24 protein-coding genes are annotated in these 25,525 nt (G+C 63.5%); 14 read left to right on the top strand and 10 right to left on the bottom strand.

Annotation, left to right across the window (positions count from 1 at the left end):
- Positions 1 to 98 precede the first annotated feature (98 nt).
- The 4 genes from U4Y90_RS07830 (at position 99) to U4Y90_RS07815 (ending at position 2,576) form a co-directional block, all read left to right on the top strand.
- Positions 99 to 422, top strand: a complete 324-nt coding sequence (locus U4Y90_RS07830; protein WP_321793930.1) for a metalloregulator ArsR/SmtB family transcription factor — start codon at positions 99 to 101, stop codon at positions 420 to 422.
- The gene (locus U4Y90_RS07825; RefSeq protein ID WP_321793928.1) at positions 415 to 852 is read left to right on the top strand and encodes an SRPBCC family protein; all 438 of its coding nucleotides are present in this window, start codon (positions 415 to 417) and stop codon (positions 850 to 852) included. Before U4Y90_RS07830 ends, U4Y90_RS07825 begins: the two co-directional genes overlap by 8 nt.
- A gap of 159 nt (positions 853 to 1,011) precedes the next feature.
- Entirely contained in the window at positions 1,012 to 2,139 is a 1,128-nt protein-coding gene (locus tag U4Y90_RS07820; protein ID WP_321793926.1) for an acyltransferase, read from the top strand.
- A 206-nt stretch (positions 2,140 to 2,345) separates the two neighbouring features.
- On the top strand, positions 2,346 to 2,576 hold the full coding sequence (locus U4Y90_RS07815; RefSeq protein ID WP_321793925.1) for a hypothetical protein: 231 nt from the start codon (positions 2,346 to 2,348) through the stop codon (positions 2,574 to 2,576).
- A gap of 17 nt (positions 2,577 to 2,593) precedes the next feature.
- On the opposite strand, the gene U4Y90_RS07810 is transcribed toward U4Y90_RS07815, so the two are convergent.
- From U4Y90_RS07810 to U4Y90_RS07795, 4 genes are all read right to left on the bottom strand, one after another.
- Complete coding sequence (locus U4Y90_RS07810; RefSeq protein ID WP_321793923.1) at positions 2,594 to 4,000, bottom strand: NCS2 family permease; 1,407 nt, start codon at positions 3,998 to 4,000, stop codon at positions 2,594 to 2,596.
- 335 nt (positions 4,001 to 4,335) lie between these two features.
- The gene (gene ggt / locus U4Y90_RS07805; RefSeq protein ID WP_415749316.1) at positions 4,336 to 6,045 is read right to left on the bottom strand and encodes a gamma-glutamyltransferase; all 1,710 of its coding nucleotides are present in this window, start codon (positions 6,043 to 6,045) and stop codon (positions 4,336 to 4,338) included.
- A 92-nt stretch (positions 6,046 to 6,137) separates the two neighbouring features.
- Positions 6,138 to 6,899, bottom strand: a complete 762-nt coding sequence (locus tag U4Y90_RS07800; RefSeq protein WP_321793919.1) for a glucose 1-dehydrogenase — start codon at positions 6,897 to 6,899, stop codon at positions 6,138 to 6,140.
- A 134-nt stretch (positions 6,900 to 7,033) separates the two neighbouring features.
- Positions 7,034 to 7,939 (bottom strand): LysR substrate-binding domain-containing protein, encoded by a 906-nt coding sequence (locus tag U4Y90_RS07795; RefSeq protein WP_321793917.1) that lies wholly within the window; start codon positions 7,937 to 7,939, stop codon positions 7,034 to 7,036.
- Between the two features lie 437 nt (positions 7,940 to 8,376).
- Between U4Y90_RS07795 and U4Y90_RS07790 the strand changes: the two genes are divergently transcribed.
- The 7 genes from U4Y90_RS07790 to oxlT all read left to right on the top strand — a co-directional run bounded on the left by U4Y90_RS07790 (position 8,377) and on the right by oxlT (position 17,150).
- Positions 8,377 to 10,014, top strand: coding sequence for a peptide ABC transporter substrate-binding protein (locus tag U4Y90_RS07790; RefSeq protein ID WP_321793915.1), 1,638 nt, complete (start codon positions 8,377 to 8,379; stop codon positions 10,012 to 10,014).
- A gap of 40 nt (positions 10,015 to 10,054) precedes the next feature.
- Positions 10,055 to 10,975 carry an oligopeptide ABC transporter permease OppB gene (gene oppB, locus U4Y90_RS07785; RefSeq protein ID WP_321793913.1) on the top strand — a complete coding sequence of 307 codons (921 nt, stop codon included), beginning with the start codon at positions 10,055 to 10,057 and terminating at the stop codon, positions 10,973 to 10,975.
- A gap of 11 nt (positions 10,976 to 10,986) precedes the next feature.
- Entirely contained in the window at positions 10,987 to 11,877 is an 891-nt protein-coding gene (locus U4Y90_RS07780) for an ABC transporter permease subunit (RefSeq protein ID WP_415749309.1), read from the top strand.
- Positions 11,878 to 11,880: 3 nt separating this feature from the next.
- Positions 11,881 to 12,879 carry an oligopeptide/dipeptide ABC transporter ATP-binding protein gene (locus U4Y90_RS07775; protein ID WP_321793911.1) on the top strand — a complete coding sequence of 333 codons (999 nt, stop codon included), beginning with the start codon at positions 11,881 to 11,883 and terminating at the stop codon, positions 12,877 to 12,879.
- Positions 12,872 to 13,855: a murein tripeptide/oligopeptide ABC transporter ATP binding protein OppF gene (gene oppF, locus U4Y90_RS07770; RefSeq protein ID WP_321793909.1), complete on the top strand. Its 984-nt coding sequence runs from the start codon at positions 12,872 to 12,874 to the stop codon at positions 13,853 to 13,855. The genes U4Y90_RS07775 and oppF overlap by 8 nt, the downstream gene beginning before the upstream one ends.
- 227 nt (positions 13,856 to 14,082) lie before the next feature.
- Positions 14,083 to 15,489 (top strand): OprD family outer membrane porin, encoded by a 1,407-nt coding sequence (locus tag U4Y90_RS07765; RefSeq protein ID WP_321793907.1) that lies wholly within the window; start codon positions 14,083 to 14,085, stop codon positions 15,487 to 15,489.
- Positions 15,490 to 15,836: 347 nt separating this feature from the next.
- Complete coding sequence (gene oxlT / locus U4Y90_RS07760) at positions 15,837 to 17,150, top strand: oxalate/formate MFS antiporter (RefSeq protein ID WP_415749308.1); 1,314 nt, start codon at positions 15,837 to 15,839, stop codon at positions 17,148 to 17,150.
- Between the two features lie 216 nt (positions 17,151 to 17,366).
- Here oxlT and U4Y90_RS07755 read toward each other — a convergent pair whose 3' ends face one another.
- From U4Y90_RS07755 to hmpA, 6 genes are all read right to left on the bottom strand, one after another.
- Positions 17,367 to 17,543, bottom strand: coding sequence for a hypothetical protein (locus U4Y90_RS07755; RefSeq protein ID WP_321793905.1), 177 nt, complete (start codon positions 17,541 to 17,543; stop codon positions 17,367 to 17,369).
- Positions 17,544 to 17,699: 156 nt separating this feature from the next.
- Complete coding sequence (locus U4Y90_RS07750) at positions 17,700 to 17,843, bottom strand: hypothetical protein (RefSeq protein WP_321793903.1); 144 nt, start codon at positions 17,841 to 17,843, stop codon at positions 17,700 to 17,702.
- Between the two features lie 78 nt (positions 17,844 to 17,921).
- Positions 17,922 to 19,151, bottom strand: coding sequence for an NnrS family protein (locus U4Y90_RS07745; protein ID WP_321793901.1), 1,230 nt, complete (start codon positions 19,149 to 19,151; stop codon positions 17,922 to 17,924).
- A gap of 7 nt (positions 19,152 to 19,158) precedes the next feature.
- A complete protein-coding gene (locus tag U4Y90_RS07740; RefSeq protein ID WP_321793899.1) occupies positions 19,159 to 19,569 on the bottom strand; it encodes a cupin domain-containing protein in 411 nt (136 codons plus the stop codon).
- Between the two features lie 10 nt (positions 19,570 to 19,579).
- Positions 19,580 to 20,017: a carboxymuconolactone decarboxylase family protein gene (locus tag U4Y90_RS07735; RefSeq protein ID WP_321793897.1), complete on the bottom strand. Its 438-nt coding sequence runs from the start codon at positions 20,015 to 20,017 to the stop codon at positions 19,580 to 19,582.
- A gap of 215 nt (positions 20,018 to 20,232) precedes the next feature.
- Entirely contained in the window at positions 20,233 to 21,414 is a 1,182-nt protein-coding gene (gene hmpA / locus U4Y90_RS07730) for an NO-inducible flavohemoprotein (RefSeq protein WP_321793895.1), read from the bottom strand.
- Between the two features lie 124 nt (positions 21,415 to 21,538).
- Here hmpA and norR point away from each other — a divergent pair, with 124 nt between their 5' ends.
- The 3 genes from norR (at position 21,539) to U4Y90_RS07715 (ending at position 25,513) form a co-directional block, all read left to right on the top strand.
- Positions 21,539 to 23,146, top strand: a complete 1,608-nt coding sequence (gene norR / locus U4Y90_RS07725) for a nitric oxide reductase transcriptional regulator NorR (RefSeq protein ID WP_321793893.1) — start codon at positions 21,539 to 21,541, stop codon at positions 23,144 to 23,146.
- Positions 23,147 to 23,625: 479 nt separating this feature from the next.
- Positions 23,626 to 24,237 (top strand): c-type cytochrome, encoded by a 612-nt coding sequence (locus U4Y90_RS07720; RefSeq protein WP_321794078.1) that lies wholly within the window; start codon positions 23,626 to 23,628, stop codon positions 24,235 to 24,237.
- Positions 24,238 to 24,295: 58 nt separating this feature from the next.
- The gene (locus U4Y90_RS07715; protein ID WP_321794077.1) at positions 24,296 to 25,513 is read left to right on the top strand and encodes a cytochrome c; all 1,218 of its coding nucleotides are present in this window, start codon (positions 24,296 to 24,298) and stop codon (positions 25,511 to 25,513) included.
- Positions 25,514 to 25,525: the final 12 nt, after the last annotated feature.

Below are 25,525 nucleotides of genomic sequence, written 5' to 3'. Positions count from 1 at the left end.
CCCCGGAAGCGAAACGCTTCCGGGGGCGTCGTCGCTTTGCGCGCCGAACGCTGCAGCGCGCCGCTTGACATGCAACCAAATGGTTGCATAATGCGTCCATGGATGACGATTCGGTTTTTCGCGCGCTCGCGGACGCGAGCCGCAGGCAACTGCTCGACCGGCTGCACGAAGCAAACGGCCAGACGCTCGGCGAGCTGTGCGACGGCCTGAGCATGACGCGCCAGGCCGTGTCGAAGCATCTCGGGATACTCGAAGACGCGAACCTGGTATCGACGCAGCGTCATGGCCGCGAGAAGCGTCATTTCCTCAATCCGGTGCCGATCCACGAGATCGCGCAACGCTGGATCAGCAAGTTCGAGCGTCCGCGGCTGGACGCTTTGTCCGACCTGAAACGCACGCTTGAAGGAGACGATCATGAGTAGCGACACGTTTGTCTATGTCACGTACATCCGCACGACGCCCGAGAAGCTGTGGGAAGCGCTGACGACGCCGGAATTCGTGAGGCAGTATTGGTTCGGGATGCACCAGGAATCCGACTGGAAGGCGGGATCCGCGTGGAAGATGCTGTTTTCCGATGGCCGCGTCGCGGACGCGGGGGAAGTGCTCGAGTCCGAGCCGGGAAAGCGCCTCGTGCTGAAATGGCGCAACGAATTCCGCGAGGATCTGAAGGACGCAGGCTGGTCGCGCTGCACTTACGACATCGAAGCGCTCGGCGAGGCGGTCAAGCTCACCGTCACGCATGTGAGCGAAAGCAAACCTTTCATCGAGGCCGTGTCGGGCGGCTGGCCGAAGATTCTGTCGAATCTCAAATCGCTGCTGGAGACGGGCGCCGTCGCCTTGGCGACGAAGTAGCGCGAGCATGAGAAACGGCGCGCTGTCCTTTCGGGCAGCGCGCCGTTTTGTTTGACGCAATGCAGCCGATGATCAGATCGCCCAGCGTCATCCGTGCTCGTCGTATTGATGCGACGCTTATTCCCATTTCTTTCAAAATGTTACAATCGCGCAGGATAAATGACAACCGGCGTCGACCCGGCGTCCGAGGCGATGAAAGAAGCGAATAAAGGGTGGATCGACGGTCTCGACGGCCTGCGAGCACTGTCTGTTTTGGCGGTATTTTTCACGCACACCGGCCTTGCCGGCATCGAAGGCGGCTTCATTGGCGTTGACTTGTTCTTTGTGCTGAGCGGGTTTCTCATCACCCGCCTGCTCAGCGCGGAGCATGCGCGCGACGGACAGATCAGCTTTCGCAACTTCTACTGGCGACGCGCTCGGCGTCTGTATCCGGCGCTCTTCGGCGTGCTTGCCGCTGTCGCCATCTACACATCCTTCTACGAGCCGGCTCTGCGCGGCTCGCTCGAAGTTTTCCCCGCGCTCTTCTACGTGACGAATTGGGTGAGGGCGTTCGGCGGTTACGACGCCGCGCTCACCGGGCACACGTGGTCGCTCGCCATCGAGGAGCAGTTCTATCTGCTCTGGCCGTGCCTGCTGCTCGTCTTTCTGCGCCTCGGATATCGCCGATCGCTCGTCGGCATGATCATGCTCGCGGTGCTCATCTTCGCCTGGCGCGAATGGCTCTCACTGCATCATGTCCGACTCGCGCGGATCTACTGCGGATTCGACACGCACACTGACGGGCTGATTTACGGTGCGATCCTCGCCTCGCTGAATCGTGAGCACATCCGCCGCATCGGCTATTTGTGGCCGCTCGGCGCAGCCTATCTCGGCGTGACGCTGGTTGATCCGAAGATGGCGCACTTCGCTGCAAAACCGCTCGGATATATGCCTACGTCGCTCGCGGCGGCTGTTGTGATCGCCCGCGTCTTCACCGCGCAGACGTCTCTTTTGGTGCGCGTTCTCAACGTGTGGCCGCTCGCCAAGCTGGGCCGCGTCTCGTACGGCTTTTATCTGTGGCACTACCCGGTTATTCACGTGATGCTCTTCGGCGGGCACGACCCAATTCTCGCGTTCTTCGGCAGCCTCGCATTCCCGAAGCTCGCCATGATCGGCGCGACCTTCGCGGTGTCGCTTGCGCTCACGCTGCTGTCGTGGTTCCTGATCGAGAAGCCGACGATGTGCCTCAAATGGCCGCGTCTGTCGCATGGTCGATCGGACGCGAGACCATCAAGAACGGCGCTGTAGCTCATTGATTCTTCGATGGTGCGAAGTGGCTTCTGGTGGGGTTTTCGACGTGCGTGAAACGGCTAGCAGCCTTTGTTCATAGGGCTTGGAGCCGATTCATTTGTCTATTGGTTCGGATGCACCAGGAATCCGGCTGGAAGGCGGGATCCGATGACCGCGTCGCGGACGCGGGGGAAGTGCTCGAGTCCGAGCCGGGAAAGCGCCTCGTGCTGAAATCGCGCAATGAATTCCGCGAGGATCTGAAGGACGCGGGCTGGTCGCGCTGCACTTGCGACATCGATGCGATCAAGCTCACCGTCACGGATGTGAGCGAAAGCAAACCGTTCATCGAGGCTGTGTCGGGCGGCTGGAGACGGGCGCCGTCGCCTTGGCGACGAAGTAGCGCGAGCATGAGAAACGGCGCGCTGTCCTTTCGGGCAGCGCGCCGTTTTGTTTGACGCAATGCAGCCGATGATCAGATCGCCCAGCCGCCGAGATAGAACACGGCGAGCACGACTGCGATCGCCACCGTGCCGACATTCAGCTTGCGCCATTCACCCGCGACGATGCGGCCGATCACGAGCGTGCAGAATCCGAGCATGATGCCCGTCACGATGTTCGCCGACAACACGATATACACCGCGCAGACGAGGCCGGACATCGTGTCGACGGTATCCTCGAAATGCAGCTTGCTGACATTGCCGAGCATCAGCAGGCCGACATACATCAGCGCGGGCGCCGTCGCGTAGGAAGGCACGAGCGCGGCGAGCGGCGAGAGGAACATCACGACGAGGAACAGGACGCCGACGACCGATGCAGCCAGGCCGGTCTTCGCACCCGCCGCCACGCCCACCGACGATTCGATATACGCCGCGGCCGGCGCGCCGCCGAAGCAGGCCGAAAAGATCGAGCTGAGCGAATCGGCGGTCAGCGCGCGGCCGCCGTTGACGATCCGCCCGTTCTTGTCGATCTGGCCTGCCTGTCCGGCGACGGCGCGGATCGTGCCGGTCGCGTCGAACACCGCGGTCATCACGAGGGCGAGCACGCTCGGCAGCACGGCCATCGACAGCGCGCCCTTGATGTCCATCGCGCCGATCAGCGAAGCATGGCCCGGAGCCGACAGCGAAGGCAGCGCGAACACGCCATGAAAGCGCACGGACGGATCGAAGATCAGGCCGATCGCCGAGAGACCGACCACGACGAGCAGGATGCCGCCGGGCACGCGCCGGCGCTCCAGACCGAAGATCGCCGCGAGACCGAGCACTGACATCAGCACCGGGAACGCCGTGATATGTCCGAGCGACACCGGCATGCCGGGTGCGGGATTCTTGATGATCAGGCCGACATCGTTCGATGCGATCAGCAGCAGGAACAAGCCGATGCCGATGCCCGTGCCGTGTGCGACGCCCGTCGGAAGATTGCGCAGGATCCACGAGCGCACGCCGGTGACGGAGATCGCGGTGAACACGAGACCCATCAGGAACACGGCGCCGAGCGCGATGTTCGGCGTGAGGCCTTTGCCCAGCACGAGACCGAAGGCCGTGAACGCGGTCAGCGAGATCGCGCAGCCGATCGCGATCGGCAGGCGCGCCCACACGCCCATCAGGAGCGAGCCGAACGCGGTGGTGAGACACACGGCGACGAACACCGCGCTCGTGTCGAAGCCTGCTTTACCGAGCATGCCCGGCACGACGAACACCGAATAGACCATCGCGAGGAACGTCGTGATGCCCGCGACGATCTCGCGCTTTTCCGTGCTGCCGGTTTTGGAAATGCCGAAGTAGCTATCGAGAAATCCGCCTTTGCCGGACGGAACGCTTTCCTCTCGTTCTGTGGGGGTGATGTCGATGTCGCCAAGCTGCTGGGCGGAGGATTCCAACATGAGCTGCTCCTTTATCAGCGCGCTGAAACGGAACACCGTGCGCCGCGCTTTCTGCACGTCGGCCACTGCGGGTCCATCGTCAGGGTCGTCTCGTATCTAGTTCTGGATGATGCCGAGTGACGGGCTCTCATGGCTGCACTCGGTCAGGACAGAGACTAGGGGAACGGAGCGTTGGGTCCAATCCCATGAAAAACATGCCGCTCATGCCGGGAGGCTTATATGCCGTGAATCCCGCGCGGGGCGGGGCTTTCGCATGGGCGGAAAAAGGCCGGACTAGGGGAAACGCCTAGTCCGGTTCGGGCCGCTATTTTACTGGCTCGCCGTTGTGCGGCGCATTACTGGATGACGCGCGACACGCCGCGTCCGCGCGGGTCGGACATCGGTTCGGGCTTGTCGCCGTCGATGCGGATCGCCTGAATGTCGCCGTTGAAGTTCTGCATCGTGAACTTGTAACCCTTGTCTTCGAGTTGCTTCACGACCTCGGCGTCGAGCTGATGGAACGGCTCCTGATAGATCGTGTTAGGCGGCAGCAACTGATGATGGAAGCGTGTCGCGCCGACAGCTTCGGCCAGCGGCATCTTGAAGTCGTACACGTTGGTGATGACCTGGAAGATCGACGTGAAGATGCGCGAGCCGCCCGGCGTGCCGATGACCATCGCGACCTTGTCGTCCTTCGTGAGGATGGTCGGCGTCATCGACGAGAGCGGGCGCTTTTTCGGCGCGATGGAGTTCGCATCGCTGCCGACGACGCCGAACATGTTCGGCACGCCCGGCTTCGACGCGAAGTCGTCCATCTCGTCGTTAAGCACGACGCCCGTGCCTTCCGCGATCACGCCCGAGCCGAAATAGCCGTTGATCGTGTACGTGTTCGACACGGCGTTGCCCCATTTGTCGACGACCGAGAAATGCGTCGTCTCGGCCTTCTCGGGCATCGACGTGCCGAGTCCCGGCTGCACGCTCTTCGTGTCCGAAGGCGTGTCGGGATTGACTTCCTGCGCACGCTTCAGAAGGTAGTCGTCGTTGATGAGCTGCGCGACCGGCACCTTGTAGAAGTCCGGGTCGCCGAGATACTGCGCGCGATCCGCGAACACGCGCTTCTCGATCTCGGACACGAGATGGATGTACTGCGCGGAGTCGAGCGGCACGTCCTGGAACTTGTCCTTGAGATCGGCCTTCATCTTCAGCAACTGCACGAGGCCGACGCCGCCCGAGCTCGGCGGCGGCGCGGTGATCACGCGATAGCCGTTCCAGCTCGCGGTGACCGGCTGACGCCACACCGCCTTGTAGTCCTTCAGGTCGCGCGTGGTGATGAGGCCGTGGCCTTCCATCGACTTCGCGATCAGGTCGGCCGTTTCGCCTTCGTAGAAGCCTTTCGCGCCCTTGTCCGAGATGCGCTGCAGCGTCTTCGCGAGATCGGGCTGCTTGAATACCTCGCCCGCCTTCATGCCGCCGAAGTACAGATCGAAGTTGGTCTTGCCGGCGAATTCCTTCGCGGCGTCATCGCGCCGTTTGACGAGTTGATCGTCGACCTCGAAGCCATCCTGCGCGTACTTGATGGCCGGCGCGAGCACCTGCTTCCACTTCAGCTTGCCGAAGCGCTTCTGTGCTTCCCACATGCCCTCGACGGTGCCCGGCACGCCCACCGCGCGATGCCCGTAAAGGCTCATGCCCTTGATGACCTCGCCCTTGTCGTCGAGATACATGTTGCGCGTGGCGGACAGCGGCGCGCGCTCGCGGTAGTCGAGGAAGTACGGACGATGATCGACGTAGAGCGTCATGAAGCCGCCGCCGCCGATATTGCCCGCTTCCGGATACGTGACCGCAAGCGTGAAGGCGATCGCGACGGCCGCATCGACCGCATTGCCGCCCTGCTTGAAGATCTGTTCTGCCGTGTCGGCGGCGTACTTGTCGGCGACGGCGACGGCCGACGCGGTCAGCACCGCGGGCTGCGTGTCGGCGGTTTTCGCGTAGGCCGGCGCCGTCTCGACGAATCCCGCCGTCATGAGCGCCGATGCGACGATGGCGCCGAGCGCGGCGGATCGCATGCGTAGTTCTTTTTTCAAAAGCATCTCCTGCTTCCTCCTTTGTTACGTGCGACGAAAGACCAGACGCTTATATACCACGAGCGGCGACGCGATCAGGGCATCAACTGGCCGCCGTTCACGTCGATGATCTGCCCGGTCACATAGCGCGACATCGCCTCCGACGCGAGATAGAGGAATGCGCCGCTGCAGTCGTCGGGTTCGCCGATGAAGCCCATCGGAATCGCCTTGCGGAAAGATTCGAGCTGCTCGGCCGTCGTGAAGCGCTCCTGGAACGGCGTCTGGATCACGCCGGGCGCGACCGCATTCACGCGGATGCGATCCGGCATCAGTTCCTTCGCCATGCCTTTGGTGATCGTGCTGACGAAGCCCTTCGAAGCGGCGTAGAGCAGCGCGCCGGGGCCGCCGCCGTTGCGCGCCGCGACCGATGTCACGTTGATGATCGAGCCGCCGCCGCCCGAGCGCAGCGATGGCAGCGCCGCGCGCGTGAACGCGACCACCGAGCGCGCGTTGATGTGCATGATCTCGTCGAAGAGCTCGTCGCTCGCGGACGCGATCGGCTCGCGCTTCACGAGGCTGCCCGCGTTGTTGATGAGCACGTCGATCTTGCCGAAGGTATCGACGACCTGCGCGACGGCGGCGTCGATGGCCTTCGAGTCGCGCACGTCCGCGCCGACGGTGATCGCCGTGACGCCGAGCGCGCGGACGTCTTTCGCGACTTCCTCGGCCTTGTCCTTCGAGCTGTTGTAATGCACCGCGACGTTCGCGCCGTATTGCGCGAACGCTCGCGCCGCCGCCGCACCGATGCCGGTGCTCGCGCCGGTGATGAGGATCGATTTACCTTTCAGATCGTGCATGAGTGCTCCATGTGGATGGGGGTTTGAAGCGATTGCCACAAACGAGAGTATGAAGCGAAGCGCGAATGCGCGTTCGGCGGCGGAGACCTGCGGGTCGGGCGACCCGCGCGGGGCGGGACTTCTTCTGGGACTTCCTAAGGGGCGTCGAAAGAATAGTGCTCGACGACGCGCTTCACCGAATTCCGGAACGATGCGACGAGATCCGAGCGGATCCCGCTGCTCGGATACGACAGCACGTATTCGTATTCGATATCGGTCTCGAACGGCCGCACGACCACGCCATGAGCGCGCCAGACTTTCGCCGCGAACGGCTCGACGATCGAGATGCCGAGCCCGCCCGCGACCATCGCGTAACGCGTGTGCGCCGTGTCGGTGAAGACGGTGTAGCGCGGGCGATCCTCGGTCGATGAAATGAGCGATTGCTCCGCCTCGTAAGGCTGCCGCGAGTTCGGCAGCCAGCCGATCAGCTTTTCGCCGCGCAAGTCGGACGGGCGCACGATCTTCTTTTTCGCGAGCTTGTGCGTGGCCGGCATCGCGCAGGACGCGCGAGCCTTGAGCAGTGTTTCCACCTCGATGCCCGCGACCGCCGGGAACGCGAGGCTCAACGCGACATCGGCCTTGTGATTCTGCAGGTTCACCAGCACTTCCGGCACCTTCACGGAATCGACCTTGATCGGCACGCCGGGATGACGCTCGGTGAAATCGGCGAGCACGGGCGGCAGAAGCGTCGTCGCGAGCACGGGCATGCACGCGACCGTGAGGCCATCGGAGGCCTCTTCGCGAATCATCTCGGCGACCTGCTTCAGACGCTCCAGCCCGAGGAAGTTCTCCTCGACGGACTTGTAGAAGCGCAAGCCGGCCGTGGTCGGATTGAGGCGTCCGCCGATGCGGGAGAACAGGCTGAAGCCGAGGTCGGCTTCGAGATCGGCGATCAGACGGCTGATCGCGGGTTGCGTCACATGGAGCTTTTTTGCTGCGCCGACACTGGTGCCGGTCATGATGAGGCTACGGAAAGCCTCGATCTGGCGAAAACGGATCATCTTTCGGACGGCTCTGAAGCGGCAGTTATACGGCGACGCAATCTTATAGGAAACAAGCACTTGATGCCTTGATCCCGTTCGTCTCCCCTTGCGCGCGAGTGCGCGTATCCAACGAACCGAACGACTATTCGAAAAATTTAGTGTCTATAAGCACATGTGAGTGGCATCCGTCTTATTGATGCGAAATACTCGCCGCCAGCCTGAAGCGCGGATGAAAGCGTCCGCGTAAGCAACGCGCGTCGGGCGCGAACTGCCAGCGTACGCACGGCGCAGCGCATCGACAGCGAACAGAAAGCTTTTCGTTAGATTTGCTAAGTTCAGTGCCCGCGTGTTTATCCCGATTGCGATAAACACGTCGAGCCGCGAAGGACTACGAAGGTTTGCAAGGCCGACGAAAGCAATAACCGATAACCGAGACAGAGAAAGAGGATTTCCCCATGACGTTTCTTGCCGTTCCCCAAGTATCGATCCGACGCACGAAGCTCGCCGCCGCGGCGGCGCTGCTCGCGTTTTCCGCACTGAACGCGTCGGCTGCCATCGTGCCGCCCGGCGTCACGCTGGCCGCGAAGCAGGAACTCGTGCGCAACAACGGCTCCGAGGTCGAGACGCTCGATCCGGCGCTGGTCGAATCCGTGGTGGCAGCCAACATCTCGCGCGATCTGTTCGAGGGCCTGACCGCGACGGACTCGGAAGGAAAGGTCGTGCCGGGCGTCGCGGAAAAGTGGGAGCAGAAAGATTCGACGACCTGGATCTTTCATCTGCGCAAGAACGCCCGTTGGTCCAACGGCGATCCCGTCACCGCAAACGATTTCGTCTATGGCTGCCAACGCTTCGTCGATCCGAAGACCGCGTCGTCGTATGCGAGCGTGTTCGGCCCGTTCCTGCTGAACGGCGCGGACGTCATCGCGGGCAAGAAGCCGGCGAGCGCGCTCGGCGTGCGCGCGATCGATGCGAGCACCATCGAAGTGAAGACCGACGGACCCGTGCCGTTCCTGCCGGAACTGATGTCGAATTCGAATCTCGGGCCGGTGCATCGCGCGACGATCGAGAAGTACGGCAAGGACTGGACGAAGCCGGGCAACATCGTCAGCAACGGCGCGTTCCAGTTGAAGGACTGGCAGGTCAACAGCAAGCTCGTGCTGACGAAGAATGCGAACTATTGGGACAAGTCCCACGTTCAACTGACGCAGGTCACCTATCTGCCGGTCGAGGATGAGAACACCGACGTCAAGCTGTTCCAGTCCGGTGAGAACGACATGACGTATCAGCTGCCGACGGGCACCTATGCGAAATACAGCCAGCAGTTCCCCAAGGATATCCGCAACTCGCTGATTCTCGGCACGCGCTACTACAGCTTCAACAATCGCGATCCGCTGCTGAAAGACGTGCGCGTGCGCAAGGCGCTGTCGATGGTGATCGACCGCGATCTGCTGGCGCAGCGCGTGACCGCCGATGGTCAGACGCCGCTCTACGGCCTGCTGCCGAAGGGCGTGGGCGGCGCGGACGTGTCCAACTACGAATGGGCGACGTGGCCGATGGCCAAGCGCGTCGAAGAAGCGAAGAAGCTGCTCGATCAGGCGGGCGTGAAGCCCGGCACGAAGCTGCGATTCGCGATGAACACGAGCGACTACAACAAGAAGATGGCGATCTTCGTCGCATCGGAGTGGAAATCGAAACTCGGCCTTACGATGGACATCGAGTCGATGGAGTTCAAGGTGCTGCTGAAAAAGCGGCACGGCGGCGACTATCAGATCGCGCGCAACGGCTGGGTCGCGGACTACAACGACGCGACGACCTTCCTGACCCTGGTGCAATGCAACTCGGAGCAGAACGACAATTTCAGCTGCAATCCGAAGGCCGACGCGCTCGTCAAGGAAGCCGGCGAAACCACCGATCTGGCGAAGCGCGCGCAGTTGCAGACGCAGGCCGCGAAAATCGTGATGGACGACTATCCGATGCTGCCGCTGCTGCAATACGGCCTGCCGCGCCTCGTGAAGAGCTATGTCGGCGGATACTCGCTGAAGAATCCGATGGATCACTACGGCAGCAAGGATCTCTACATCGTCAAGCACTGACATCGCTTGCCCTCACTGACATAAGCGAAGGGGAACGCTCATGTGGTCTTATACGTTGCGGCGCGTGTTGCTCACGCTGCCGACGCTCCTGATCGTCGTGACGGTCTGCTATCTGCTGTTGCACGCGACACCGGGCGGTCCGTTCGACGGCGAGCGCAAGATACCGGCGGAAGTGCTTGCGAACCTGCAGGCGAAGTATCACCTCGGCGAGCCGCTGTGGAAGCAGTATCTGCTGTATCTGGACGGCCTTCTGCACGGCGATCTCGGCGCGTCGTTCCGCTATGCCGACTGGAGCGTGAACGATCTCGTGCTGCGCGCGCTGCCGGTGTCGCTCACGATCGGCGGCGTGTCGATGCTGCTCGCCATCGTGATCGGCGTCGGGCTCGGCATCGCGGCGGCGCTGCGCCGTAACAGCATGGCGGACTATGTGCTGATGCTCGCCAGCAACGCGGGCAATGCGTTTCCGTCGTTCGTGCTCGGGCCGGTGCTGATCCTCGTCTTCGCGATCCTGCTCAAGTGGCTGCCCGCGGGCGGCTGGAACGACTTCCAGTTGCGCTACATGGCGCTGCCCGTCGCGCTGCTCGTGATGATCAACGTCGCGACGGTCGGCCGCGTGACGCGCGCGAGCCTGATCGAAGTGCTGAACACGAACTACATCCGCACCGCCCGCGCGAAAGGCTTGCCGATGCGCACCATCGTGCTGCGCCACGCGCTGAAGCCGACGCTGATTCCGGTCGTGTCGGTGATCGGTCCGCTCGCGATCTCGTCGATCACTGCGGCGGTCGTGACGGAATCGGTGTTCTCGCTGCCGGGCATCGGCAAGCTGATCGTGAACGGCGCGGCCAATCGCGATTACACACTCGTGCTCGGACTCGTCGTGCTCGTCACGGTCGTGGCCGTGCTGCTCAACCTGCTGGTCGATCTCGCGTATGCGTGGCTCGATCCGAAGATCCGCTACTGAGAGGGCGCGCAATGAAATCTGCTTCTCTTGCACCCATGCTCGAAAGGGCGGTCGCGGGCCGCAGCCCGTGGCAGGACGCGCGCGCGCGTTTCCTGCGCAACAAGGCGGCGGTCGTGAGTCTCGCGCTGCTCGCGCTGATCACGCTCGCGTGCATCGTCGGGCCGTGGCTCCTGCCGAACGCGTTCGATTCGACCGACTGGAACGCGACGAGCGTGGCGCCCACGCTCGCGAACTGGCATCTCTTCGGCACGGACGACACCGGCCGCGATCTGCTGGTGCGCTGCCTGATCGGCGGCCGCGTGTCGCTGATGATCGGCGCGCTCGCCACCTTGACGTCCGTCACGCTCGGCATCCTGTGGGGCGCAATCGCGGGCTTCGTCGGCGGGCGTGTCGATAACGCGATGATGCGCATCGTCGACATGATGTACGCGATTCCGTATCTGCTCATCGCGATTCTGATGGTGACGCTTCTCGGCCGCGAGTTCTATCTCGTCGTCGTCACCATCACGATTTTTTCGTGGATGGACATGGCGCGCGTCGTGCGCGGCCAGACGCTCTCGATCCGCTCGAAGGAATATGTCGAGGCCGCGCGCGCGATCGGCGTGCCGACGCTGCGCATCATCGCGCGGCACGTGGTGCCGAATCTGCTGGGCATCGTGGCGATCTACACGACCGTCACCGTGCCCGCCGTGATCCTCACGGAATCGGTGCTGTCGTTTCTCGGGCTCGGCGTGCAGGAACCGATGACGAGCTGGGGCGTGCTGATTCAGGACGGCGTCGGCGTGATGGAATCGTCGCCCTGGATTCTGCTGTTCCCGGCGGCGTTGTTGTCGATCACGCTCTATTGCATCAACTTTGTCGGCGACGGGCTGCGCGACGCGCTCGATCCGAAGGACAGGTGAGCCATGCCGCTACTCGAAGTCAATGACCTGCAAGTCGAATTCAGGACGCACGATGCCAGCGTGCGCGCCGTCAACGGCGTGAACTTCACGCTGGAAGAAGGCGAGACGCTCGGCATCGTCGGCGAATCCGGCTCGGGCAAGAGCCAGAGCGTGCTCGCGATGCTCGGCCTGCTCGCATCGAACGGGCGCGCGAGCGGGCGCGCGCTGTATCGCGGAGAGAATCTCATCGGCATGCCGAACCGCGCGATGAACCGCATTCGCGGCAATCGTCTGTCGATGATCTTTCAGGACCCGATGAGCTCGCTCAATCCGTATCTCACGATCGAGCGGCAAATGACCGAAGTGCTGGAACTGCACAAGAACGTCACGCGCCGCGAGGCGAAGAAGCGCGCGATCTCGATGCTCGAAGCCGTGCGCATTCCGGAGGCGGCGCACCGCATCGGGCAGTATCCGCACGAACTGTCGGGCGGCATGCGTCAGCGCGTGATGATCGCGATGGCCTTGCTCTGCGAGCCCGAAGTGCTCTTCGCCGACGAGCCGACCACCGCGCTCGACGTCACCGTGCAGGCGCAGATCCTGCAACTGCTGCGCAATCTTCAGCACGACTTCGGCACGTCGATCGTCTTGATCACGCACGATCTCGGCGTCGTCGCCGGCCTGTGCGAAAAAGTGATGGTAATGTACGGCGGCCGCGTGATGGAGCAGTGCGACGCCGACACGCTGTTCGCAAAGCCTTCGCATCCTTACACCATCGGTCTGTTGCGCGCATTGCCGCGTCTCGATCACGACGGCGGCGAGCTGACCGGCATTCCCGGCAATCCGCCGAACATGGCGCATCCGCCAACGGGCTGTCCGTTCCACGAGCGTTGCGCCGATGCCGGCGACGACTGCGCGCGCACCGCACCCGCGCTGCAATCCGTCGATGGCACGCACTGGCTGCGCGCATGCCATCGCCCCGTCGAGGCGCTGAAAACCCGCTATCAGGAAGCAAGCCATGTCTGACGCGACGATTCTTTCCGTGCGCGACATGCGCGTGCATTTCCAGGTGAAATCGAAGAACCGTCTGCCGTGGGCGGCGCGCCGCACGCTGAAGGCGGTCGATGGCGTGAGCTTCGATTTGAAGGCGGGCGAGACGCTCGGTGTCGTCGGCGAATCGGGGTGCGGCAAGTCCACCTTGTCGCGCGCGATCCTGAACCTCATTCCCGCGACAAGCGGCGATATCGTGTGGATGGGATCGCCGTTGTCGGGCGCATCGACGCGCGCATGGCATCGCGTGCGCGGCGACGTACAGATGATCTTTCAGGACCCGCTTGCATCGCTCGATCCGCGCATGACGATCGGGCAGATCATCGCGGAGCCGCTCGTCGAGCATCGGCCCGGCATGGGCAAACGCGAAATCGACGAACGCGTGCGCGCGATGATGGCCAAGGTCGGCCTGCGCGAGCAGATGATCAATCGCTATCCGCACGAGTTTTCGGGCGGGCAATGCCAGCGTGTCGGCATCGCGCGGGCGCTGATCGTCGAGCCGAAGCTCGTCATCTGCGACGAGCCCGTGTCGGCGCTCGATGTGTCGATCCAGGCGCAGATCGTCAATCTGCTGAAATCGCTCCAGAAGGAGATGAAGCTCGCGCTCATCTTCATCGCGCATGATCTGGCCGTCGTGCGACACATCTCCGATCGCGTGATGGTGATGTACCTCGGCCGCGTGATGGAGCTCGCGGAGAAGCACGCGCTCTACGACACGCCGCGCCATCCGTACACGCGCGCGCTGCTGTCGGCGGTGCCGGTGCCCGATCCCGCTGTCGAGCGCGTCAAGACCGTGCAGATTCTGTCGGGCGACATTCCGAGCCCGATCGATCCGCCTTCGGGCTGCGTTTTCCATACGCGTTGCCCGATGGCGCAAGCGCGCTGCTCGCGCGAAGTGCCCTCGTTGCGCACGCTCGGGTCCGGTTCGTCGGTCGCGTGCCTGTTTGCGTGAATGACCATTCACGCTGATTAGAAAACCAATGACATTCGAGGAAGACGCCCCCGCCACCAATACAGCCCGATAACTCGAGGCGGCCGCATGCCGCCCGTTCTTCCCCTGTTGCCAAACCGCCTGTACGCCTCGACGCTCTTTCGCGTCGCCGGGGCGGGGCCATTCGCAATCCTGATTTTCGATCAAGCCGTCAGAAGTTGAATCAATATAAGTGGAGATTTTTTTTCGTGAAAAAACAAAAACGTTCACTCGCGCTATCGATTTTGTTGTTCAGCGGCTTCATGGCCGCCGCGGTTGCGGCTCATGCCGATGACACCGACACTCAACCGCCTTCGCGTCACACCGAAACGCCGCCGGATTCGCCGCCCAATACCGAGGCGGATGCGCCCGTGAGCAGCCAGGCGAAATCGAAGGGCTTTATCGAAGACTCGCATCTGAACCTGCTGATGCGTTCCTTCACCGAGCATGACGAATTCAAGGGCGCGGGCAAAAAGGACGCATGGGTGCTCGGCGCGCAGGCCGTGTTCGAATCGGGCTATACGAAGGGGTTGATCGGACTGGGCGGCGATGTGTCGTTGTTCGGCGCGTTCAAGCTGAATGGCGGGCAGGGCGCGGGCAATCGCGTGCACGTCTCGTCGAGCGGCGATCCGAGCGGTGCGAATCAGCTCGCGTGGGCGTATCCGGGTGTGTGGGACGTCAAGGCGCGCGTGTCGAACACGGTGCTCAAGTACGGTCAGCAGCTCTTCGACAACCCGTTCCTCGTGCCGCACGATAACCGCGCTCTGCCGCCGACCTATCGCGGCTTCTCGCTCGCCAGCGACGAGATCAAGAATCTGACGCTGAAAGCGGGCACTGTGGATGGCGTGATCGCGCGCGGCATGACGACCGTCACCGGCCTCACGACCGAATACGGCGGCACGCACGTCTCGCGCTTCACGTACTTCGGCGGCGACTGGACACACGGCGACGATACCACTGTGTCGCTCTACGGCAGCGTCGCGAACAACGTGTGGCAGCAGTACTACCTGACGGCGACGCAGAGCATCGGCGATCCGAAGAGCATCCGCTGGACGGGCTCGTTGAACTACTACTACACCGGCGCGATCGGCGACAAGCTGCAAGGCTCGATCAACAACAACGCGTATTCGCTGGCGCTCGCCGGCACGCACGGCGCGCATACGGTGCAGTTCGCGTTCCAGCAGATCGTGAGCGACCAGACGTTCGACTACATGGGTCAGTCGGCTGGCGACTATCTCTCGAACTCGCTCGACGTGGACTACAACCAGCCGCACGAAAAATCGGTGAGCTTGTCGTATTCGCTCAACCTGAAGGACTATGGCGTGCCCGGGGCGAAGTTCACGATGTGGACTGCTTACGGCTGGGGCGCCGATGGCAGCGCAATGGCGAACGGCGGAAGCGCACAGGCGGCCGCCTACGTGGTGAACGGCCAGCCGATCGGCGGTACGCACTACGAATTCGGCGTGATTCCGAGCTACACGGTTCCGGACGGCAAGTTCAAGAACACGTCGGTCAAGTTCTACTACATGCATCATCACAGCAACAGCGCCTACTATCCGGACGGCACGAGCAACGTGTACCGCCTGATGGTCAATGTCCCTGTGAACGTCTTCTAAAATTGCCCAAGGTGCCGCAGCGTAAACCCTACAAAAATACCCATTTACATTACGTTTAACTTTCATTTATAAAGAGAGTGCGTGCTGCGGATTGCCATGTCTCGCCCACGCTCATCGCCCGGCAGGCCCGTCCCTGCCGGGCTTTTTTTTGTCTGTTCAAAACCTTCGGCCGGCAGCTTTCATGCGCTTACGCTACGGGTTTTCCTAAGTGAAAACCCCGTCATTTCTTTCGCTTGACTTACTTGATATATCACATACTGTGTATATGCGGCGTGACATGAGCGCGCGTCGCGGGAGGTGCCGTTCGGCGCCCGAATAGACAAGGCAAATCTGCCAAGGAGACAGGTATGGGAATGAACCGGATGGAGCGCGAAGACACGGCGTCGCGCTTGGCGTCGCCGTGGATGCAGTTGGTTTTCGGCGTGATTTGCATGGCGATGATCGCCAACATGCAGTATGGCTGGACGCTCTTCGTCAACCCGATCGACGAGAAATATCACTGGGGGCGCGCGGCGATTCAGGTGGCGTTCACGATCTTCGTCGTGACCGAAACATGGCTCGTGCCCATCGAAGGCTATCTCGTCGACAAGTACGGGCCGCGTCCGGTCGTGGTCGGGGGCGGTCTGCTATGCGCGATCGCGTGGGCGATCAACTCGGTGGCGTCGTCGCTGCCGCTGCTGTATTTCGCTGCTGCGGTTGGCGGCGTGGGCGCGGGCGCGGTGTACGGCACCTGCGTCGGCAATGCGCTCAAGTGGTTTCCGGCGCGGCGCGGGCTCGCGGCGGGCATCACGGCGGCGGGCTTCGGCATGGGCTCCGCCGCGACCGTCGTGCCGATCGCGCACATGATCAAGTCGAGCGGCTATGAAGCGACGTTCCTGTGGTTCGGTCTCGGTCAGGGCCTCATCGTGTTCCTGCTCGGCATGGCGCTCTACGCGCCGCCCGCGCAACTGCTCGCATCGGTGAAGAGCACGGTCAAGGCTGCGGTCTACAACGCGAGTCCGAAGCAGGTGCTGCAGTCGCCGATCTTCTGGGTCATGTATCTGATGTTCGTGATGATGGCCGCCGGCGGCCTGATGGCGACCGCGCAACTCGGGCCGATCGCGAAGGACTTCGGCCTGCACGATTCGCCCGTGTCGATACTCGGCCTGACCTTGCCCGCGCTGACCTTCGCGCTCACGATCGACCGCGTGCTCAACGGCCTGACGCGGCCGTTCTTCGGCTGGGTATCGGATCGCATCGGGCGGGAGAACACGATGTTCGTCGCGTTCGCCATCGAAGCGGTGGGCATCGTCTTGCTGTCGAAGTACGGACATAGCCCGGTGGCCTTCGTCGTGCTGACCGGCATCGTGTTCTTCGCGTGGGGCGAGATCTACAGCCTCTTCCCGGCGACGTGCGGCGATACCTTCGGTCCGAAGTTCGCGGCGACCAACGCGGGTCTGCTCTACACGGCGAAGGGCACGGCTGCGTTGCTCGTGCCGTTCTCGAGCGTCATCACGACGATGACCGGAAGCTGGCACGCGGTGTTCATGCTCGCGGCGGGGATGGCGGCGGTTTCAGCGCTGCTCGCGCTGTTCGTGCTGAAGCCGATGCGCAATGCGCATTCGCAGAAGCACGCGCGCACGTCATCGCTGGACATGTCGTACTCGCCCGTGAAGGACTGACGTCGGGGACGTGATGCGGGCAGGGCGGGCGACCCGGCGTGTCGCCCGTTTCTAGTTATCGAGCTCGCGTTTTCCGCCACGTGCGACTGATGTTTCAGTGCTACGGCCGCTGTTGCGGATGCGCGTCTGGTCTTGCCGCCGGCAGGTGGTCTCCTCGCTCTCTTATCCCGTGATTCATTCTCGTGATTCGAGCGATCCTGCCGCGGCGCCAGCGGGCTACGGCGACGCGCGGAACGAAAGCAGATGACGTCGCGGATTGGCCGCGCATCGGCGTGCGGCGCAATACGCGAGGCGCGGCGCACGCGCGTCGATGCTGGCGACCCACGCCTGGAATGCCAGCGCGCATGCCGGCGAAACGAGAGCGAACAGCACCAGACTGATGTGAGCGTTCATGCCTGCCTCCGGTCGATGTCGGCTTGCGATGCCGATGGTTGCCCAATGAACGTAGTGTCGTCATTCATGGCGCGCGGGCAAACCCGGCTCGCGCGGGGAACGCGCGATTATTCAGGAGATAGACAAAGCGAGCCCCCCGTCGGGAGGGGCGGCCAATCAGAAGCGCGTGCCGACGCTGCAGCCGCCGAAACCGCCGCCGTTGGTGGCAAAGCCGCCGCAGCCGAAGAGGCCGCAGCCGCCGAGCGCAAGGGAAGCGACGACGAGTGCCGCCGCGGCGCAAAGAAAACGAAGGTGCTTCATGGTGACATCGGAAACGGAAAAATCCAGACGCGATTTTCGCGGAACCCGCGCATCCCGATGTCAAAAATCGTGGCAGTCTCAGCCCGGCTTGCCGTCCTCGCGCGGCCTGAAGAGCGGCGCGGCATAAGCCACTACATACAGCGCGAACGCAAGCACCCAGCATGCGCCCGCGGCGAAGATCCACGTCGAATGCCATGAAGGCGCGACGAGCGGTCCGAGCACGCGCAGCGCGCCCGCGGCCATCACGAGCGCGTAGCACGCCACATCGCGCTTGTCCGCGATGAGCGGCCGGCCCGTGTGCCCGCGCGCCGTGCGCGTGATCATTGCGATGATCGCGCCGCCGATCGCACCAACCGCGAACGCATGGATCGCGAGGCTGTGCGGCACGCGCGTCCAGCCGATCGCCGAAAGCGCGAGCAGCGCGAAGCCGAGCGGCAGCCATGCATAGGCGAGATGCAGGATCGCGAGAATCGGCTGTCCGCGCACCGCGTGGGAACGCCAGCCGACCATCCGCGCGAGGTGCACGCCGCAGGCCAGCAAGGCGAGCGGCGCGACGATGGCGCGATCGAGCGCGAAGGCGTCCGCGCAGAACGCCGCGAGCGTGAGCGGCGCGATGGTCAGTTCGACAAAGCGCCAGCGCCGCGCGACGAAGCCGGGGATTGCGTTGGCGGTGAACATGGGAATCACGCGCCCGCCGATCACGCTGACGAGCAACACGACGATGCCCGCCGACGCGTAGACGGCGCGCATCGAAAAATCGGGACGCGCGTCGATCGTAAAGCCGTGAAACGCGACGTTCAGCGCGCCGAACGCGAGCAGCACGACCCCGACGAAGTAGTTGCGCCGGTTGCCTGCCGCGACGAGCACGCGCAACAACAGGAGCGCCGCGACGGGCAGGAACGCGCTGTCGACGATCGCGGCCGGCAGCGCGGGACCGCTCCACACGAGCACGCGACCCGCGAGCCACAGGAGCGCGAGCGACGCGAGCGTCGCGCCCTTTGCCGTGTCGCGCCCGGTCCACGCGCGCACCGCGGTCAGCAGAAAGCCCACGACGATCGCCGCCGCGAAGCCGAACACCATCTCGTGCGCGTGCCAGCCGATCGGATCCGCTCGCAGCAGATACCCGCCCGAGACCGGCACGCCCGACAGCACGAGCAGCCACACCGTCAGCGCGAGCGCGCCGAAGGCCGCGCCGCAGAGATAAAACGGCCGGAAGCCGAGATTGAACAGCGCAAAACGCTGCTGCTGCTTCGGTGAACGGCGCTGCGGCGTCGCGATGAATACGGTGTCGGGCTCTGCGATCTTCATGGTGTCCTCAATGCGGAATGGGCTGCTTGACCGGATCGTTTTCGCCGACGATCGCGAACACGAGCAGCTTCGCTGGTTGCGTCGCGCTCGCATTCCTCGACACGACGTGATGCGCGCCCGGCGGCTCATACCACGATTCGCCGGGGCCATACGTCTTCGCGCTCGCGCCTTCGAGTTGCGATGTCACGTGGCCCTCGAGCACGTAAGCGAAGATCGACCCCGGATGCATGTGCGCTTCCGATGCCTGTCCCGGCTTGTACGAGACCGTCGCCATCAGCACGTTCTTGCCGGCCGCCTCGGGCACGGCCTGCTTCATCACCGGCGTGACCACTTCCGCGCCCTGCGTGTCATGCGCACCGGCGTTCGCCGCACCGATCATCAGCGCGGCGGCCAGCACGAACATCTTGCGCTTGCTCATGTCGATGTCCTCACGCCGGCAGCTTGCGAAACGCGATCGCGAAGCGGTTCCAGCTATTGATCGCGGAAATGAGCAGCGTCAGGTCCACGATTTCCTCGTCGCTGAAATGCGGCTTCACGGCTTCCCACACGGCATCGGGCACATGGTTTTGCGAGACCAGCGTCAACGCCTCGGTCCATTCGAGCGCGGCGCGTTCGCGATCGGTGAAGAACGGCGTCTCGCGCCACACGACCACCGTCGCGAGACGCCGGTCCGTTTCGCCGCCCTTGCGCGCATCGGTCGTGTGCATGTCGACGCAGAACGCACAGCCGTTGATCTGCGACGCGCGCAGGCGCACCAGTTCGGTCAGCGACTTTTCGAGCGCGGATTTGGCGATACGCTCTTCGACGCCGACGAGCGCCTTGATTGCTGCGGGACTGGCCTTGTAGAAGTCGAGACGGGGTTGCATGGAAGTATCCTCTTTGCGTGGGTTCGAAAGGTGCGCCGGATTGGCGCGACAGAAGAAGAGTAGGCGTCCGGGTGGCTTTTTCAAATGACCGCTTTTCTGGAAATTAAGGTGACCACTCACGCCGGCTTCGAATCGCTTTCCGTCTGAAAAGACGCGCAAAAAAAACCCGCGGGCAAACGCGCCGCGGGTCGAGAGGCGCCAGATCACGCGCGAAATCAGTCGAGCGCCGCAGCCGGTCCGAAGAACTCGTAGCGGCTTTGCGTTTCGGGCACGCCGAGCGTCTTCAGATGCTTCTTCACCGCCTTCATGAACGCCTTCGGTCCGAGGAAGTAAGCGTCGACATCGCGGTTTTTCGGCAGCCATGTGTCGAGCAGCTTTTCGTCGACGAAGCCGATGCCGTGCGCTTCATGATCGCCGTCGCGCTGCTTCTCGTAGCAGTAGAAGCGCTTCAGTTGCGGATGACGCGCCGCCAGTTCGTCGATCGCCGCACGGAACGCATGCACGCCACCATGGCGCGCCGAGTGGATGAAGTGCACCGGGCGCTTCGTTTCGAGCGCGGCCTGCAGCATCGCGAGCGTCGGCGTGATGCCGACACCGCCGCTGATCAGCACGAGCGGCTTGTCGCTCGCCTCGAGCTTGAAATCGCCTGCGGGCGGATAGAGATCGAGCACGTCGTGTGCATGGATGTTTTCGTGCAGGAAATTCGATACCTTGCCATTCGCCTCGCGCTTCACGCTGATGCGATATTCGCGGCCGTTCGGCGCGGCCGAGAGCGAGTAATTGCGGCGCAGTTCCTCGCCGTCGACGAACACGCGCAGGCCGATGTACTGACCCGGATGAAAGTCGAGCAGCGCGCCGCCGTCTTCCGGCACGAGATAGAACGAAGTGATCTCGTCGCTTTCCTGTTCCTTGCGCGCGACGATGAAACGTCGCGTGCCACGCCAGCCGCCCGGCGCCTTTTCGCGGTCGCTGTAGATGCCTTCCTCCAGTCCGATCAGAAGATCGGCGAGCTGCCCGTAGGCGGCGGCCCATGCCTCGATGACGGCGTCGGTGGCGATGTCCTCGCCGAGCACTTCACGGATCGACGCGAGCAGGCAGCTTCCGACGATCGGATAATGCTCGGGCTGAATGTTCAGGGCGACGTGCTTGTTGATGATCTGCCCGACGAGGCCGCCGAGCTTTTCCAGTTCGTCGATATGCCGCGCGTACATCAGCACGCCGTTGGCGAGCGCACGCTGTTGCGCGCCGCTGGCCTGGTGCGCCTGGTTGAACATCGGGCGCACTTCGGGGTACTCGGTGAGCATCTTGTTGTAGAAGTGCCGGGTGAGCGCCTCGCCGCCGCTTTCGAGAAGGGGGACGGTTGCCTTGACGATGGCACGGTGTTCTGCTGACAGCATTCTTCGTTTCCTCGTGTGATGACGGCGAAAGCGGGGCGCTCTCGCATCGAAAATCTTCGACAATAGTCATACACGAACTGTGCCAGAGTAGAATCGTCGCTAAATCAGTTATTTATCGTAAATCATGGTCGATTCGACTCTAGTCAAAAAGACTGCTGATGTAGTCGCAATGACTTCGCGTGTGCTGCTCGACGCGCTCGTTCCGCTGATCGAGGACCTGTCGAGCGAGATGCCCGACACCGAACGCTATCGCCGCTTGCTGCACACGTCGCGCGCGCTTTTTCCGAGCGACGCCACCGCGCTGTTGCGCCTCGACGGCGATACGCTGGTGCCGCTCGCCATCGACGGCCTGTCGGGCGATACACTCGGGCGGCGCTTTCGCGTGAGCGAGCATCCGCGGTTCGCGCGCATTCTGGCGCGGGAGGCGCCCACGCGTTTCGCCGCCGGCTCCGATTTGCCCGATCCCTACGACGGACTCGTCAAGGGCGTGAACGGCCATCTGGAGGTGCACGATTGTCTCGGTTGCCCGCTCGTGATCAACGGACATGCGTGGGGCTTGCTGACCCTCGACGCGCTCGATCTCGCGCGTTTCGACGGCATCGACATGGCTTCGCTGCAGGCATTCCTCAGTCTCGCGGCGGCGACCGTGAGCGTGGCCGAGCGCATCGACAAGCTCGCGCGAACGAGCGAGGCCGAACGTCAGCGCGCCGAGGTTTACCGGCAGGCGAGCGGGCCGCGCAGGCGCGAGATGATCGGCAGCAGCGGGCCGCACAATCGCTTGCTACAGGATATTGGGATCGTCGCATCGAGCGATCTGACCGTGCTCGTCACCGGCGAGACGGGCGTCGGCAAGGAACTCGTCGCGAGCGAGATCCATGCGCTGTCGCCGCGCGCCGACAAGCCGCTCGTCAGCCTGAATTGCGCGGCGCTGCCCGATACGCTCGTCGAAAGCGAGCTCTTCGGGCACGTGCGCGGCGCGTTCTCGGGCGCGTCGTCGGACCGGCGCGGCAAGTTCGAACTCGCCGACGGCGGCACGCTCTTTCTCGACGAAGTCGGCGAGCTGCCGCTGCCGGTGCAGGCGAAACTTCTGCGCGTGCTGCAGAACGGTCAGTTGCAGCGTATCGGCTCCGACAGCGAGCACAAGGTCGACGTGCGGCTCATCGCCGCGACCAACCGCGATCTGGCCGAGGAAGTGCGCGAAGGGCGCTTTCGCGCGGACTTTTATCATCGGCTGTCGGTGTATCCGCTCGTCGTGCCTCCGCTGCGCGAGCGCGGGCGCGACGTGCTGTTGCTCGCAGGCTACTTTCTCGAAGAGAACCGCTCGCGTCTCGGCCTGCTGAGCCTGCGCCTTTCCGCCGATGCGCAAGCCGCGCTGCTCGCGTATCGCTGGCCCGGCAACGTGCGCGAACTGGAGCATCTGATCGGACGCAGCGCGTTGAAGGCGCTCGCGGCGCATCGGGAACGTCCGCGCATTCTCACGCTCAACGCGGCCGATCTCGCGCTCACCGGCGACAGCGCCAGCGCCAGTGCCACGGACGGCGCGCCGCCCGTCGCGTCCTCGCCGCTGCCCGCACCGGGCAAGGAGTTTCGCGACGCAGTGACGGCTTACGAGCGCACGCTCATCGTCGACGCGCTGAAGCGCCACAACCAGAACTGGGCGTCGGCCGCGCGCGAACTCGGCCTGGATCGCGCGAATCTCAATCGCCTCGCGAGACGGCTCGGTCTCAAATAAGCGGACGGCGCTGCGCCGCTCCTGCATCGATATCTCGAAATGATGGACACAGCCGCACAAAGCGTTTATCTACATTAAAAAGCCGATCGGGATATCGCCGTTGCGTATCTCAAAAAAATGCGATTCGTTGTTCAGGCGCAAAAAACGATCGGATGTGTCACACGCATCGATGTCATGTATTGAGACAATCTCCGAGTTGGGAAAAACCGGCGTTCTCTTCTAAGATCAGTAAAACCAAGCGAACCCGTCGGCATCAAGAACATCGCAGTGCCTTGAAGAACCGCGTCGGACGACGCCTCACGCGCCCGGCAAATCGAACACGGCAAATCGACAACGGGGGTTACGTGCAAAACGTGGCAAAGCTCGGCGCTTTCATTCTGTCCGCGCTCTTCGCGTTTTTCAGCATCGGAGCGCTCGCCGCGGACAGCGCCCCGAAGCAAGCCTCGGGCGGCGCGCCGCTCGAGCGCGCCCCGGATACGATGCAGGCCCGCGTGATGGGCTGTGCGGCCTGTCACGGCGCGCGCGGCGAGGGCACCGACAACGACTACTTCCCGCGCCTGTCCGGCAAGCCCGCCGGTTATCTCTACAACCAGCTGCTCGCATTCCGCGATGGCCGGCGCAAGTATCCGCCGATGAATTACCTGCTCGCGTATCTCCCCGACGCGTATCTTAAGGAGATCGCCGAGTACTTCGCGAGTGAACATCCGCCGTTCCCGCCAGCGGCGCCCGTGACCGTCGATGCGAAGACGCTCGATCTCGGCAAGGCGCTCGTGACGAAGGGCGATACGTCGCGCAAGGTGCCTGCCTGCGTGAGCTGCCACGGCGCGGCGATGACCGGCATGGAGCCGGCGATCCCCGGTCTCGTCGGCCTGCATGCCGACTATCTCAGCGCGCAACTCGGCGCGTGGCGCTACGGCACGCGCTCGACCGTGCCGCCCGATTGCATGGCGCAGGTCGCGAAGCTGCTCTCCGACCGCGACATCACCGCGATCGCGGCCTACCTCGCGTCGCTGCCCGCGCCGGCGGATCCGGTGCCGGTCGCCGCCGGCTCGCTCAGGATGCCGCTCGCCTGCGGCAGCGTCCACAACTAACCGAGGACCCGACGTGCTCCGTTTTCGACATTTCCGAGCGCTGACCGTCGCGGTCTTCATGGCGGCCTCTGCCGTGCCGATCGAACATGCGGTGGCGCAGAGCGCCGACGCCGCCACCGTCAAGCGCGGCGAATATCTCGCGCGCGCGGGCGACTGCATCGCCTGTCACACGCTGCCCGCGGGCAAGACCTTCGGCGGGGGCCGTCCGATGGACACGCCCTTCGGCACGCTCTTCACGCCCAACATCTCGTCGGACAAGGACACGGGCATCGGCAAATGGACCGCCGACGAGTTCTTCACGATGATGCACACGGGCAAGTCGCGCGATGGCTCGCTGCTCTATCCGGCGATGCCCTATACGTCCTACACAAAAGTCACGCGCGCCGACTCCGACGCCATCTATGCATTCCTGATGTCGACGCCGGCCGTGCATCAGCCGAACCGGCCGCACGAGCTGCGGTTCCCGTTCAATCATCGCGAACTGCTGCTCGGATGGCGCTCGCTCTTTTTCCGCGAAGGCGTCTACGAACCCGATGCGACGCAATCGGCCGAATGGAATCGCGGCGCCTATCTGGTCGAGGGTCTCGGGCATTGCTCGATGTGCCATACGGCCATCAATGCGCTCGGCGGCAACGTGAAGTCGAAGGCATTCGAAGGCGGCCTGATCCCGATTCAGAACTGGTACGCGCCGTCGCTCACGTCGAACAAGGAAGCGGGGCTCGGCGACTGGAGCATGGAAGACATCGTCGGCCTGCTGCATGCGGGCGTGTCGAATCGCGGCGCGGTTTATGGACCGATGGCCGAAGTCGTCTACGACAGCCTGCAATATCTGACCGAGGACGACGTGCGCGCGATGGCCGTCTATCTGAAGGCGCTGCCCGCGCGCTCCGGCGACAAGTCCGAGCCGCCGAGCCAGGCGGTGGTCGAGCAGAAGACGAGCCTTTCGCCGCTCGGCAAGAAGATCTACGACGCGCACTGCGCCGAATGCCATGCGGCGCAGGGTCAGGGCAAGCCGCCCGAATTCCCGCCGCTCGCGAACAACCAGTCGATCGTGATGAACTCGGCGGTGAATCCGATCCGGATGGTGCTGAACGGCGGCTATCCGCCCGGCACGTTCAAGAATCCGAAGCCTTACGGCATGCCGCCGTTCGCGCAGTCGCTGTCGGATGTCGAGGTCGCGGCGGTGGTCACGTATATCCGCACCGCGTGGGGCAACCGCGGCACGCCGGTCACCGTGAAGGAAGTGAACGAGTTGCGATCGGCGCCACTTTATTGAGCATCGGCCACA

It is taken from the genome of Caballeronia sp. J97 (genome assembly GCF_905220305.1).
Lineage (GTDB): Bacteria > Pseudomonadota > Gammaproteobacteria > Burkholderiales > Burkholderiaceae > Caballeronia.
This window is presented reverse-complemented; position numbering and strand designations above follow the sequence as displayed.